The 14,719-nt window shown below is 58.1% G+C and carries 7 protein-coding genes; 1 reads left to right on the top strand and 6 read right to left on the bottom strand.

Annotation, left to right across the window (positions count from 1 at the left end; translation table 11 throughout):
• Positions 1-86 precede the first annotated feature (86 nt).
• From repC to repA, 3 genes are all read right to left on the bottom strand, one after another.
• Positions 87-1,313 carry a plasmid replication protein RepC gene (gene repC, locus P6U25_RS35630; protein WP_407152786.1) on the bottom strand — a complete coding sequence of 409 codons (1,227 nt, stop codon included), beginning with the start codon at positions 1,311-1,313 and terminating at the stop codon, positions 87-89.
• 252 nt (positions 1,314-1,565) lie between these two features.
• Positions 1,566-2,561, bottom strand: coding sequence for a plasmid partitioning protein RepB (gene repB, locus P6U25_RS35625; protein WP_407152785.1), 996 nt, complete (start codon positions 2,559-2,561; stop codon positions 1,566-1,568).
• On the bottom strand, positions 2,561-3,754 hold the full coding sequence (gene repA, locus P6U25_RS35620; RefSeq protein WP_407152784.1) for a plasmid partitioning protein RepA: 1,194 nt from the start codon (positions 3,752-3,754) through the stop codon (positions 2,561-2,563). Before repA ends, repB begins: the two co-directional genes overlap by 1 nt.
• A gap of 1,747 nt (positions 3,755-5,501) precedes the next feature.
• Here repA and P6U25_RS35615 point away from each other — a divergent pair.
• On the top strand, positions 5,502-6,566 hold the full coding sequence (locus P6U25_RS35615; RefSeq protein WP_407152783.1) for an RHE_PE00001 family protein: 1,065 nt from the start codon (positions 5,502-5,504) through the stop codon (positions 6,564-6,566).
• Positions 6,567-6,621: 55 nt separating this feature from the next.
• Here the strand turns inward: P6U25_RS35615 and P6U25_RS35610 are convergent, their stop codons facing one another.
• The 3 genes from P6U25_RS35610 to P6U25_RS35600 are packed head-to-tail and all read right to left on the bottom strand — an operon-like array spanning position 6,622 to position 14,719.
• Positions 6,622-7,548: an alpha/beta fold hydrolase gene (locus P6U25_RS35610; RefSeq protein WP_407152782.1), complete on the bottom strand. Its 927-nt coding sequence runs from the start codon at positions 7,546-7,548 to the stop codon at positions 6,622-6,624.
• Complete coding sequence (locus P6U25_RS35605) at positions 7,536-8,315, bottom strand: serine aminopeptidase domain-containing protein (protein ID WP_407152781.1); 780 nt, start codon at positions 8,313-8,315, stop codon at positions 7,536-7,538. Before P6U25_RS35605 ends, P6U25_RS35610 begins: the two co-directional genes overlap by 13 nt.
• Before the next feature lie 11 nt (positions 8,316-8,326).
• Complete coding sequence (locus P6U25_RS35600) at positions 8,327-14,719, bottom strand: amino acid adenylation domain-containing protein (protein ID WP_407152780.1); 6,393 nt, start codon at positions 14,717-14,719, stop codon at positions 8,327-8,329.

Here is a 14,719-nt window from a genome sequence, read left to right as displayed (position 1 = left end):
GCGCCTCGTCGTTCAACGTTCACATGACTCGCGCAAAGAGAGCCGCTTGGACTACGGACGCCTGCGCAGCGCGCGGTCGAGCGGCATCATGCGTATAGCCCTCCCTCTCCGCCTGTCTTTTGCTTGCGCCAGAGCGCCATGATCTGAGGGCCGATCGAGTAAGTACCGGCTTTCGCTCTCGCCGTGAGGCCGCGCAGATAGCCCCCTGGACTCTTGATTTCCGATGAGCGCTGCAGAATTGCGGCGATTGTAACCGCAGCGTCCGCCTCCCCCATCTCCTGAACGGCCTCATCCCAAGCACTCGGGCTAATGCCTAGTGTTGATCGCACCACGCGAGCGGTCGCCAACAGGTCATTCCAGCTCGAAATCCCGTGGCGGGCGTACATTGCGATATCCGGGCACGCCTTCAGAATGAGTCCGAGAGGGAAGCCGACGGATTGGGCTCTGTCAGGTTTCTCGATGGTTTGATCGGTCCCGGCTACCGCCGCCCCGCTTCGTTGCGAAGCTGGTTCAAGTTCAGTAAGGGGGTCTGTATTTGTATTCTGATATTGCACGCCGGAATGGCTGGCATTGCCGTCCGTTTTCTGTGCAGAGATATGAGAATTCAGCAGCTTGCCCGTCTCGACGGCGAGCTCATTCAACCTCGCTGCCAATGGCTCCAATAGCGTTATGGAGGCCATTCGAGGCAACCGCTGGCTCAGTCCGGCAAACTGTTTCTGCAGTGCGGACCAATCACCGGGAGCTCCGTCCTCAATGGCGATCGCAATCATCTTTGCGATGTCACGACGCAAGATGGTGACGCGCTCCCTCGCCAACGCAGCCAGGCGCCGTTGTTGCCGAACCTCGTCGGCCAGTCGTTCAAATTCTTCGGCGCGGGCGATTATCGGTGTGAGGTCGAATCCAAACGCCTGCTCAATAGAGCCGTCGCCGGCTCTGCGAACGTAGCGCTTTCCGTTCGGACTGTCCCGGCGAATGATCATGCCCCGACTTACCAAGGCACTCAGGTGACGCCGCAAGGTCGTCCCTGCCATGCCGTGTGTCCGCTCGCTGAGCGAGGCATTCGATGGAAAGACGACGAGATCTTTACCCGGCGTAAGAACTGTCTCCGGCAGGCAAGTGAGCAGAGCATTCAGAACAGTCAATGCTCGGTCGGAAATGACAAGGCGATCTTTCGCATCGGTAATTGCGCGAAAGATTTTCCATTTATGAATTACCCTGTCATCTGGACATAGAGAGGCGTTCGCCTGGCTTGCAACCATGGCAAGCGTCAGCGCTCGGCTCCCAAAGGGAGCCGTCGGGTAGCTGTTGTTCATTTTCCTTGCCTTCTTTAGGCAAAGAAAAAGCGCTCGGCGAATCGTTACCGCTGCAAATAGGCTTGACTAGGATTCGCGACCGTGATTCTCTAAGGCTGCTTACACGTTAGAGAAGGCTTCCGGGGCGGAAACGTTTCGGGGGCCTTTTTCTTTGCTTTTTGCTCCTTTGTTGGGGTGCTTACGCCTTACTGAATCCGCTTGTGGATGCTCCCATAGCCGCAATGCCGTTTAGACGGCCTAATCGAGCTCATGTCATCCACGCGTCCTCTGATAATCCGAATAGAGTTCCGCCAGACGTTCGACAACATATTCGCCAAAGCCAGGCGCCGCCTTTTCATCCAGTGCGAGCATTGTCCGTTCTGGGCGCCGGTCTATTGAAGCCACTCTCCTCCCATCCTCCGCGGTCCAGATGGTTGCCCGCCCTTTTTCTCTGCGGGGAGAGAGTGCTGCGCAGACCGAGGCGAAGCGTGCATCGGAATCGGATGCTAGGAATGGATGGCTCATGAGAAGCTCGGCGAGCCCTGCTGCTGCATCCCTGCCCTGCAGAAGCATTTCCAACTCCATCCACCTTCGGCGTCCCACCTTGGGTGCCGGACCTATGGCATTGACAAGCGACCTCGGAATGGCGCGCGCAACACCGATAAGACGGGAAAGCTCCGTCTTGTCGACACTCAGGGCCAGTCCGATCGTGTCCCGCTTGAAGCCGCTGTCCTCAAGTGCGACGGCATAACTTGCCCGTTCGATGAACGACAGATCACGTCGCTCGCCATTCTCCTTCCCTTGTGCGACGACCAACTCGTCGTCCGTCAGCTTCCTGACGATGGCCCGCACGGGTCGCTTCAGCTCACTAAGAGCTCGCACCCGGCGATGCCCGTAGGCCGTTTGAAACCGCGACGGATCGTGTGGGTGTGGCCGCAACAAAACGGGGACAAGTTGCCCGCTCTCCTCGATTGAGCGCACAAGCGCCGTATGATCGGCTTCCGTATCCGGCATCCGGTCCGGAACGATCGAAGCGTCGATCAGCGAGGGATCGATTTCAACCACGGTCTCGCCACTTGCGAAACGTTCGGCAAGCGCCTTGGCCGCATGGTTCTCCGCCGAAAGCTTCTCTAGCGATCGGCTCATCGCTCCGACGGCACCTCTGATCCCGAAAGTCGGCGACGTGCGTTCTGGCTCGGTGGATTGGACGCTTTGACCGGGGGGTCCAAGGTCGTCCATCAAGCCACTTAGGAGATTCTTGCGCCCCATTACGTCCTCCCCCAGGCGGAGAGCATGAGATTCTGGATTTCCCCGTTCACACCATCCAGCGACTCCATCGCGCGATCGTAGGTTGAACGCGTGAACTGCTCGCGAGGGACTTCGTAGAGGGTTTGCTTAGTGATGCCGGCATCGCTGATCGCTGTGCTCTTCAGCATCATGTTTGTAATCATGCGATCGCCAAAGAGGGCTCTCATGAAACCCACCATTTGCGCCTGCGGACCGTCGCCGGGCTCGTATCGCGTCACGAGGTATCGCATCCAGTCGTAGTTCATATTCCCGCCAGCCTTCGCCACCACCTCGAGCAAGTCGGCCGTCATCAGCAGGAACTGCGACATCGACATGACGTCGAGCATTTGCGGGTGGACAGGAATCAGAACGGCTGTGGCTGCACAAAGAGCTGAAAGGGTCAGGAACCCAAGCTGAGGCGGGCAATCAATGACGACGACGTCGTAACGGTGTTCGACCGTCGCCAACACGCGAGCAACGCGAGCAAAGAACAGCGGATCACCGGATTGGCGTTGAGCCAGCGCCTTTGGCGTCTCGTGCTCAAATTCCATCAGCTCAATGTTCGCCGGGACGATATCGAGATACGGGAAGTAGGTTGGACGAATGATCTCGGCCAGATCACGACGTCCGTCGCCATATCGGATCGCACCGTACAGCGTGCCGTTCTCTTCGACGTCAAATTCCGGCTGATAGCCGTGGAGTGCGGACAGCGACGCCTGAGGGTCAAGGTCAACCGCCAGAACCCTGAACCCCTGCAGCGCAAGATGCTGGGCAAGGTGGGCCGCGCTCGTCGTCTTGCCCGACCCTCCCTTAAAGTTGACGACTCCGATGACCTGGAGGTGGTCCCCTTCCCTTCGGTTCGGCAGGTACCTCCGTGACGCTTTGCCGGTCTCGTCGAGATATGTACGCAGGGCCTGGATATCCTGGAGCGAATACAGCCGACGGCCTCCAGCCGCGATTTCTGGCTGCGGACCCTTCCCTTCCAGGGTAAGTTGTCGGAGATAGGAATCGTTAACCCCGATCAGCTTGGCGGCTTCGCCCGAGGAAAAACGACGCAGAGTTTTGGCGGCTTTCGGCGGAAAGAGCTTCAGCCGATGCGCAACGAGCTTGGCTGACAGCTCACGGGCGTCAGCCGCGATGAGCTCATGAATGGCCGTCGGCGGATGGTCGGCCACCGTATCTATTCTTCGTCTTTCGTCTGCTAAAGACACGGCTCGCTCTCGTTTTTACGCTGATCGTTCGAAAAACGGTGACTTGGCGTTAGTACGACAGATTCTCTAGCGGCCGGCAATAAAGAAAGGGTTAACGACGGATTAAGGAATCCGAGGTGAGTTTAACGATCAACGTCCTGCCCACTCCTGATCGCTCGAGCCTCAACGGTCGAGCTTGCCTCCGAGAAGGCCCTGTTGGATGAGCCATACCTGAGCCTTCGACCCACATGCCGTCCAGAGACCTTGCTGCTTCACTAACTCCAGTTTGTGAAGGCACGATGCAAAATGCATCGTGCTCGCATATTGACCACCTCAAGATCGATCCGCCCCGTCATTGCGTTCGGATGCTTGCTGGGCGAATGCTTGCCGGACGAAAGAAGGCCGCGGACAACCTACCAGTCCAGCGGGCTCCCCGGCTTGGTCCAGGCGCGCCATGGACGGGATTTGCGGGACAGTTTCGATGGGATTCGTTGTTTTCCGGCGTCGGATGGCACAAGCACGGCGCGGCTCGGTTCGATGCGGAGGAGGCGCCTTGCCTGGCTTGTCGCGGTCACTACCGTCGGCGCGCCACCAGCCGAACGAAGGACTTGCAAAGTTGACCGCGGTCAACACCAGAGCCGACCTATCCGCCTGAGTAAACAGATCTCTGTTCGACAACTTTGGATGCGCTCAGGCGGTGATCTTCCGTCGACGCGACTTCCGCTAGCTTCGTCCAACGACCGCCGGCTCCGTCAAAGAATTTGCTCGAGGTCTCTTGCCCCGAAAGTCTGCTGCAAATGGACGATGGAAAGGGGATCGTGAGCGGCTCAGATGGCGGCGGCAAGGCTACCGCTGATATTGTCTCGCGGCCGGAAGGCTCCGACGCTGAAGTTGACCGCGGTCAACTTCAGTCCTTCGTGATGCGTCATCTATAGAACGCGCGCGGTCGGCGATTGCGCTCTGAAGTGCGGAAGACTTCGGATGAGACGCGCCCGTGCCCGGCTCGGCCCGCGATGGGCCTGTTGGAGATTCGGTCGAAGCAGCATCGCCACAACATGAACGGCGGACGCACAGCCTAATCGGAGCGGAGCTTGCCGGAGCTGGGATGCCGGTGAAATCATCGCTTTCGCCGGGCCTTTAGGCCGGCCGACATCGCCGCAGAGCAAAGTTGACCGCGGTCAACTTTGCTCTCTGGTTTGGTGGACCACAGCTAGCGATCAAGCCCGCCGGCGAAGATAAGAGGGTAACGATCTGCTGGGCGTCATTATGGTTAACATACAATTAAGCCGCTGAGGGGTTGACCGCGGTCAACTGAAAGGACCAAAGCCCTAACAGCGGACAGCCTCTCAGCGTTTGACGCCGCCGGCAGGAGAAAACAAGCAACGCCGCTGCCGTGAGCAGCAGATCTGATGGCATTGATCCGGAGGGTAGGGACGTCCGGCCGCTCAACCAGGCAAATTCGGCCCGCTTTGCATCTCACCTCCACACGGCCACGCAAGCCAAAATTGGAATGGCCGTATCCCGATCGACAATGACCTGCAGCCAGGGACGTCTCCCCGACGGCAAGGCGCAAGGACACCACCACGCGGGCAGGCTTGCTATTGCCGTTTGATACAGTATGGTCGGATTGCCCTACCAAGCGCGGCCAGACCAGATCCGCGAAGTCCGCGACCAGTACCAGAAGCTAGAACCAAATTAGCTTCCGTCCAATTCAAACACGCACGTGTTTTCAATGCCTTGGGCGACCTATCAGATTCCCGATCTGTCCTGGTCAAAGATGGCGGTTCGAGTCGCGGAAGCCGAAGATAAGCTGGCTCGTTTGGATGAGCGGCTGTTGAAGAGCGAAATACGCGAGGGCTGGCGGCGCAGAACAGATTTTCTCGAAGTGATCTCGAGCGTGTGGTTGGACGGCGAAGCTGTTCATCTGGACGATCTGGTTCTACATGACGCCATGATGGACAACGGCGCTCCAACCGCCGAACTGACCAGGGCGCATTCCGTTCTTCGTTTGCGCCGCCGCATTGCCACCTCCGTCGTTGACTGGAGAACTTCGGCAACCTCTGTCATGGACATTCTGGGTCGCAACACGTCGGCTGTAACCGTCTCCAACCCTAATGAAGAGAGTGACCAGTTCGATCCGAGCGACGAACTCGAAGTCGCCCTTACCGCCATCGACCGAGCTATGCTGCGCAGCGAAAGCCTGCTTGAGCGAATGGACTACCCGGTCGAGCAAGTCGGCGTCGAGAAGGCACGGCGGGCAGAGCGGATCGAGGAATGGCTCCAGATCGTCCGGCAAACCGCCGCGCTTCCGCCGACGATTGCTGCGGTGATCGCCCAGGACGCGTGGACCGAGATTGCTCCGCTCGGCTTCGATCGGGGAGAAGGCCGGCTGCTGGCGGCCTCGCTTCTTAGTCTTCGAAGGAAGACCGTCTCCCATATGACCCTTTGGAGTGTCGGCGAACGAACCGTCCCGCTAGAGCACCGCCGCGGTCGACAAACTGATCTCCGCTATGCGGCTGGCCTGAGCTCTCTCGTCGCGGCGGCGGAGGAGGGGATGCGCCGTCATGAGACCTGGCTCACGGCCAAGCGGTTGCTGGCCCGCAAGGCAAGGGGACGTCGTTCCACGTCACATTTGCCGGCCTTGATCGACCTCCTGATCGACAATCCTTTGGTTTCTGCAGCAATGATCTCAAAAGAGTTGCGAGTCAGCCAACGGGCGGCACTAAGCCTTGTTGCACAACTCGGGGTCCGCGAAATAACCGGCCGAGATCGCTTCCGAGCGTGGGCCGTGACCTAGCCTAGGCCGCCGCTCGGCACCGCTTCGGTGGCTGTTGGCCAATCACGCCAACCGCTCAGGCTATCCAACGATCCGTGACATCGACCGTGGAAGTCGATTCCGATCGAGTGCGTTCGAACTTGGTGGTCTCGCACCATTTGACCACCAGATCCTCGAGGTCCTTCCTGGACTGGGCGGAACTAAAGGTGTGATCCGCATCCTGAAAGAACTCCAACCGCAACGAGCCACCGAAACTCACGTTGGAAAAGGCGTTGATGAATTGTTCACGATACGTCTGGCGCGGGGCATGATGCCGGCCGGTGCAGATGACCAAAAGCTTTATGCTCGCCTTCACCGCCGCGTCGTAAACTTCCTCCAGCGACGCCCGGGCGTCCAAGCCCTGGTAGGCGAGGTGCTGTGGTGCATTTTCCCGATACAAACCATACGAAAAGCGCTCGACCAGCCGTCGCATAAGCTTGCTTTTGTGAAGTCTGAAGTTTCTCCAACTTCGGACATCACGCAAGCGACGGGACGCATAATCGACGAAGTAGCGCGCAGTTGGCGGAATGTAGGGGTCAATCAGCACCGAACCGATCACGCGGGAATCCGAGAAGCCGTAAAGGATTGCGTGATCAGCTCCTGAACACAGACCGACCAGGATGAACCGGGAGATTCCCTGCGTCTTCTCCAGCCAACTTAACGCTGACCCGATGTCAGCAAAATTGGACTGGAGCAGTGGCTGCTTTGACCTATGCGTCGCACTGTCGCCAAGGCCTGAAAAGTCAAATCTCAGAACCGTAAAGCCCGCCCGGGCAAGCCTGCGCGACATCGCCACATACATCCGATGATGGCCAACGCGGTGGATGGTTCCCGTATTTAGGATAACGACTGATAGCCGATCAGCGGGGAAGGGGCGGGCAGGCTGAGCAACAATTCCTATCAGCGCCTTGTCCGGTCCAAAATGAGCGACCCGCTCGACGAAATCGTGCTCTATCCCAGCCACTTGAGAATCCGTTCGCAGACTTCCACCGGCAAGCCCTCGTCCCGTTCAGCAGCATCCTTCCAAGGTGGCGGGGCCTGGAGCCTGGCGACTTCACCTCCGGAATCGAAGAAGCCGCTGAAAGCGCCATCCGGAAGCCCCGTCTCCGTGAAGACGGCCAGCATCCTCATGGAAGCTGGCGCCTGATAGGTGCTTAAATCGATATCCGCCAATCCCCGGACGAATGCAGATGAAACGAGGAGTCCTCCGAGTTCGGAAGCGAGACCAGCTTTTGATTCGGCATATGCTGCGGAATCGGATGTCTTTCCGTAATGGTTGTCAATAGGACACAATAGCGCCTGCAAGTAGTCTGCTCCGGACAGGATGGGATCCCAGAGCACAGCGCTCTGAATCTCGGCGGACAGCCGAGGGACTGTCTCGGCCAGGAGAGTGGCGCCAAGCCGCAAACCGATCGCTGCAACATGAGTGGCGCCACTCATATCCTTTAGTTCACGCAAAGCCGTTTGGATGTCGTCCTTCCAGCCGTCGAGGTCTGCCTCGGTGGTTTCTCCTCCGGAATCTCCCGCGCCGAAATAATCAAAGCGCAGCGTGTCAAAACCGGCGGCAGCTAGCCGTTTCGACAGCAGACGCATCGTTCGATGAGCATTGGTATACTCGACACCCCATGAGCCGCAGAGCAATGCCGCGCGCACATCCGCGCTTCGCACCGCGGCGGGCTCGTAGGCTCCAAAGAGACGGCGCTGCTTTGATCCGAAGAAGAGAGGCAACATGTTCTAGATTGCTATGCTGTTCCTTCGGCGACAAATTCGGCGATTTGTCGCAGGTTCTTAAAATAGAGCGTACGCGGGTCAAGTGTTCGCCCCATCTTCTGCCGGACGATGCCCACCATTCTGACGGCCAAGAGCGAATGGCCACCGAGCTCGAAGAAATTGTCGTCAGCGCTGATGCGTTCCACCCTGAGCAAATCCCGCCAGACGTTCGCAATCAACTGCTCCGTTCCTGCAGCCGGCTCAACGTAGTCCGTCGAAGCGTGCATCTGACTGGTGAACGGATCGGGCAGAGCCTTCCGATCTACTTTCCCGTTCGGCGTAAGAGGGATCGCATCGACGGGCACGATGAGCGAGGGGATCATATAATCCGGCAAATGATCCCGTAGCTGAGCTCGCAGCTCGCTTACAGTGGCAACCTCGGCCTTATGAATAACGTAGGCGACCAGACGACTATCCCCCGGGGTCAGTTCGCGAGCAACGACGACCGCTTCTGTCACAGAAGCCTGCTGCCGAAGAACGGTCTCAATCTCGCCGGTTTCAATCCGAAAGCCACGAACTTTAATCTGGCTATCGATTCGACCAAGGTGATGGAGCAGACCGTCAGCGTTCCATTTTCCGAGATCACCAGTCCGATAGACCCTCTCATTCCGCTGAACGTTGAAACGATCGGGGAGAAACCGTTCGGCTGTCGCTTCCGGCCGATCTTGATAACCGACCGCAACCCCCGCGCCAGCGATCAAGATCTCACCCGAAACACCAATTGGCGCTAGCTCGCCGTCATGATCGACAATGTAAACCCGCGTGTTGTCGATAGGACGCCCGATCGAAATTGGTGCATCGCCGCGCTCGATACGCGCCACCGTCGACCAAATCGTCGTTTCAGTTGGGCCGTACAAATTCCAGAGTTCTCCGACCCGGGCGAGCAACGCATCAGCAAGGTCGCGAGAGAGCGCTTCTCCACCGCACAATGCGCGCAGGTTACCATCTCCCTTCCAGCCCCCATCAATCAGCATTCGCCAAGTGGCTGGGGTCGCCTGCATAACCGTTGCCCGGCTTTTTTGTAGCAGACTGGACAGGGTGGCTGCATTCGAAGCCGATTCCCTCGAAACCAATTCTATGGAGGCGCCGACACTCAACGGCAGATAGAGCTCAAGCCCGGCAATATCGAACGAAACCGTCGTTACGGCGATCATCACATCATCACGAGTCAATCCCGGCACCCGCGACATCGACAGAAGGAAATTCGAAAGGGAGTCATGCGAAATCACGACACCTTTTGGCTGACCTGTCGATCCCGACGTGTAGATGATGTAGGCGATCTTCCCATCGGACGAGCCGGTCACCGGGTGGGCGGCGATCATTTCGCCTCCATCGCGCATAAGCGTAGCGCTATCGTACACCCGCAGACCATCAGGCACCGTCAGCCGTTCCTTGGATTCGGGATCAGTAACCAGCGCGGTTACACCGCTATCGGCCAACATGTAAGCCAGCCGCTTGGCAGGAAAGGACGGGTCCAGAGGAACGTAGTAGCCACCTGCTTTCTGAACACCGAGCAGCATCACGATCAAGTCGATTGACCGCTTCAGGCAAAGGGCGACACCCGCATTGGGGCGAACACCCAGTGTATGCAGATTTTTCGCAACAAGGCTCGCGCTTGCGTCGAGATCAGCATAGCTGATCGTCTTCCCGTCAAAGGTGACCGCCGATGCGTTCGGTCGTCTAGCTACCTGCTCCTCAAACATTGCAATGAAACGCGGCCTGTCCGCCGGGACAAGGGTGGCATTCCAACAATCAAGCAGCAATCGGCGCTCGCTGGCCGGCAGCATCGGCATCGATCCGATGCCCTGATCAGGATCGTTCGCAATGCTTTCGAGAAGCTGGAGGTATTGAGCAGAGAAGCGCTCAACTGTTCGACGTTCGAACAGATCCGTATTGTACTCGAATGTTACCGTGTTCGAGAGCTGGGCATCCACCGACAGACTCAATTCAAACTGCGCACCCCCTCGGTCGATAACCGCAGGCTCCCATTTCAGCCCGTCGAACGACACGCCGTAGAACGGAGTGTTTAGCATGTTGAACATGACTTGCACGAGCGGCGCTCGGCTGTTGTCGCGCGATTGCGCGATCTCCTGCACCAACCTGTCAAACGGAACATCCTGACGCGCATAGGCATCCAGCGCGGCGCCGCGAACCCGCTTTAGAAAAGCGAGAAAGCTTGGTCGTTCGGATAGATCCACACGCAGCGCCAAAGTGTTTACGAAGGTACCGACCAGATTCTCCAAATCGCTCTGGGTCCGATTAGCAATCGGCACGCCGATTGCGAAATCTTCCTGTCCAGTCAAACGGTAGAGCTGAACTGCGAATGCAGCCAGCATCGTCATGAAGAGGGTGCATCCCTCACGCTTACTCATACGATCGAGCTTAGAGAGCAATGCCGCATCAACCGATGCCCGGTGGCTGGCACCATTCAACCCGCGCACCTGGGGCCGAGAGAAATCCGTCGGCAACTCGATCGACGGCAATTGGTCCAGTTGCCGCTTCCAGTAAGATAGCTGGTCGTCGCTATGGTTTTCGTGCGCACGTTGCCATTTTGCGTAGTCCTGGTACCGGAGCCTAACGGGCTCCAGATTGACCGGGCGTCCAGCACGCAGGTCGTTGTACGCAGACGCCAGTTCGCGAGCGACAATACCAACCGACCACTGGTCACCTGAGATGTGATGAAGCGTCAGGTGGAGCAGGTGCTCGTCGTCCGCGATCCGAAACAGAGACGCTCGCAGAACCGGCCCGCACGTCAAGTCAATCGGCGTGCGGGCATCACGTTGAGCCCTCGCAATAGCTTCTGCAGGAGCTGCATCACCGAGCGAGCGCAAGTCAGTCACAAGCAACTCTTGGGGGCGCCACGGCTCGACCTGCTGCTGCACCTCGCCGTCCACTTCACGAAATGTACTGCGCAGATTCTCGTGCCGTCGACACACCTCATTGAGCGCTCCCGAAAGAGCCTCTCGGTGCAGAGGACCGATAAGACGTACGGCACCACTCAGATTGTATGCGGAGTTTTGCGGATCGAGCGACTGGATCAGCCACATCCGTTGCTGCGAATACGAGAGAGCGGTCGGATGTTCCTCGATGGACTGGGTTGTTGCCGGCGTGATCCTCGTAGGCCCTTCGCCAATATTGCTCGAAAAATGTTCCGAAGCTCGGCCGGCGGCGACAATGGGCGAAATGGGGATCTGCCTGTTCTCGTCCCGAGCTTGCTCGATCCGGCGAGCCAAGTTCTCAAGTGTTTGAGTTTCGAAGATCGTATGCAGCGGCAGTTCTACATTAAACACGCGGGACACCCGCGACGCGACTTGGGTCGCGAGTAGGGAGTGTCCGCCGAGGTCGAAGAAACTATCACGTCTGCCAAAGTGCTCGATCCGGAGCACTTCCTGCCAAATCGCATGCAGTGCCACTTCCGTGGGTCCTTGTGGCGCGATGTCGGCGCTATCTTTCGGCCAGCCTCGCGCGGCAAGGGCCCCTCGATCCGGCTTACCGCCTGCGCTCAGGGGCAAAGCGGCGATCGCGACGTATGACGACGGCCACCATTGAGGGGGCAATGCTCGTTCCAACTCTGATTGAATAGCTTGAATCTGCGCGCGCAGAGCAGACGCGCTGGAGGATGGCTGTCGCTCGGTGAAGTAGGCCAGAAGCCCGGGCTCGGAAGACGAATTCTCGCAGACTATCACTGCTGCTTCCTTCACCCCCGCGATCTGGCTCAGGCATGTCTCAATACGGTGCAAGTCTATGAGAACGCCCTGATGCCTTATCTGCAGATCACTGCGACCGAGAAATTCAGCCACGCCGTCTGGTCCCCACCGCCCGTAGTCACCGGTCTTGTAGAGACGCTTCCCCTGATTGGGTAGGTCGAACGGACATTCGACAAACCGTTGCGCCGTGAGCTCGGGTTGACCGAGATATCCGCGTGGAACGCCAGGGCCGCCGATATAAATCTCACCAGCGCCACCAACCGGTACCGGCCGCATGGATCGGTCGAGCACGTAAATATGTGCGTTTGCAAGTGGGCGCCCGATTGGAACCTTGCCGGGGAGGGCCGTAGCGTCGTACGGCCAGTGGGCAACTTCGAGATCCGACTCCGTTGGAGCGTACAAACTGTGAAGTTGCGCTTCCGGGAGGAGCTGAAGGCACCGCGCGGCCAACGGGGATGATATCGGCTCACCGCTGCAAAAAATGCGGCGCAAGGAGCCACACGCCTCAATGCCCCCGCAGTTCAGAAGCGAGGGCAGCGCTGATGGGCATAGAAGTGTCGTGGTGACTTCGAACCCGTCAATCACGCGTTTCAGATATTCCGGTTCAATGTCCCCTTGCTGCCCAGTGACGACCAATTTTGCGCCGGTCGTCAGCGGCCACAAAAGCTGCCAGATCGAGCGAGGAGATCCCAGCGAGCCGTCCCGCACAACACAGTCGCTGCTCATTAAGGGATATTCCCTTTGCATCCCTAGCAATCGACCGAGCACGCCGATGTGCTCTTCCATCAGTGCTTTCGTTATTCCTGTTTGGTCCGGCGCAACGGTAACGTAGGCGAGACATCCCTGCGACAGACCAACGGCCTCCACGTCAATATTCGTCTCTGGCAGTTGAGCTAGAGCGTGACTGATCTCCTCGATTACGATAGCTCTAGTCGTCGACTTCGGAAGGAGCGCTCGTTCGCCAGCTAAAACAATCGACGGGCTTATATCTTGGAGCACACGCTCCAATTGGTCCTTTCCCAGCGCGGGATCTATTGGGACGCAGGCCGCTCCCGCCTTCAAAGTACCGAGCAGCGCTACGACCATTTGAACAGGCTGATCCGAGCAAATGGCAACGAGGACCTCGGGACCTGCGCCTTCGGCTCTTAGGTAATGAGCCAACCTGTTGGCCTGAATATTGAGCTCCGAATAGGTCAGGGAGGCATTCTCACCCAAGACAGCGGGCGCCTCCGGCGTAGCGCTGACGCGCTCTTCGAACAGCTCATGGACGAACTTGTTGAGCGGAAGAGCCTGTCCAGGGTCATTAAACCCAATCAATATTCGCGCACGTTCCGCGTCAGAAATGAGGTCAGCCTGGCTACCAATCGTATCAGGTCTGACTGTACACTGATCAATCAGCGCACACAGCCTTTGTAAGTGTTCGTCCAGTTGCCCGAGGGTATATCTGGCAGAGTTACCGACAACATCTATTCGATGTCCTGTATTGGGCGAGCTGCCATAGTAGACGAACTGGATATCGTCGACACGCCAATTGCCCAGCGGCAATCGACGAATGGCAAATCCGGCAAACGTGATGCTCTCGTCGAGCGGCATATAGTTTGCGAAGACAGAGAAGATGTCGGCGCCACGCGGCGATAACCCGAAATCCCGCCGTAAATCTTCGATGCGGTAAAGCTGATGACGAAAGGCTTCTCGTATCGCACGTGCCGTCCGGTGAAGATGAGCATTGAAGTCTTCGTCTGGGTGGACCGACAGCCGCAGAGGGATCACGTTGGCGGCCATGCCGACCGCGCGTTTCGAATGGTGCCCAAGCCGGGCAGCAACCTGCATGCCCATTACGAGGTCGCGCGCCCCAGTCATGCGATAGAAATAGAGAGCTACCGCAGCCATAACCACGGCGGCCGCGCTCGCGCCGTGTGTGCGGCCAAGTGCCTCGAGATCAGCATGGCTTGGAACGAAGCCCTGGATCTGCAGCACGCCCGGATTTGGCGGAACGGTGTACGTGGACAGGCTTACCGGTTCCGGACGATCCTTGAGAATGTCGGACCAGTAGCTCTGATCCCGGACGTATTGCTGAGATTGTCGATAAGCTTCCTCTGCTTCAATCAGATCATTCAGCGAGCCAAAGGATCGCGGTTCGCTTGAAATACCGGCAGCCAACTCGCCGTAAAGCTCCGCTACCCGGCGAAGCAGCAGCACCCATCCGTAACCGTCGTTAACCAAGTGGTGGTTAACTGCATACCAACAGTAGCGATCGGAAGCGATGCGGAGCAGCGCGAACCGAAACAGGGACTCGCGAGTAAGGTCGAACGCACGGTTCATATCCGCGCGCATCCAGGCCTCGGCTGCTGAGCGCGGCTCGTTCCTTTGACCAAAGTCAACGAACGGCAACTCCCAATTGTCATCTTGGACGAGGTACTGTCTTGGACCATCCAGCGTCTCACTTATTCGGAGATGAAGGCCGGCTGCTTCCTTTACCGCCTGCCGCAACGCACGCTCGAACACGGTGCTGTCGACTGCTCCATGGATCTCAACGCATTCACCAATATTGAATGCGGGATCGCTTGGATCGAGCGCTTGGGCAAGCCAAATGCTGTGCTGGCCTTGCGTTAGTGGACGAAGCCCCGAATGATCGAAATTTGATTGCCCAAAATCCAA

Origin of the sequence: Bradyrhizobium sp. ORS 86 (genome assembly GCF_045571475.1) — a bacterium.
In the GTDB taxonomy this organism is placed as follows: domain Bacteria; phylum Pseudomonadota; class Alphaproteobacteria; order Rhizobiales; family Xanthobacteraceae; genus Bradyrhizobium.
The sequence above is the reverse complement of the archived record's forward strand: the minus strand, read 5'-3'. Positions and strand labels throughout refer to the sequence as shown.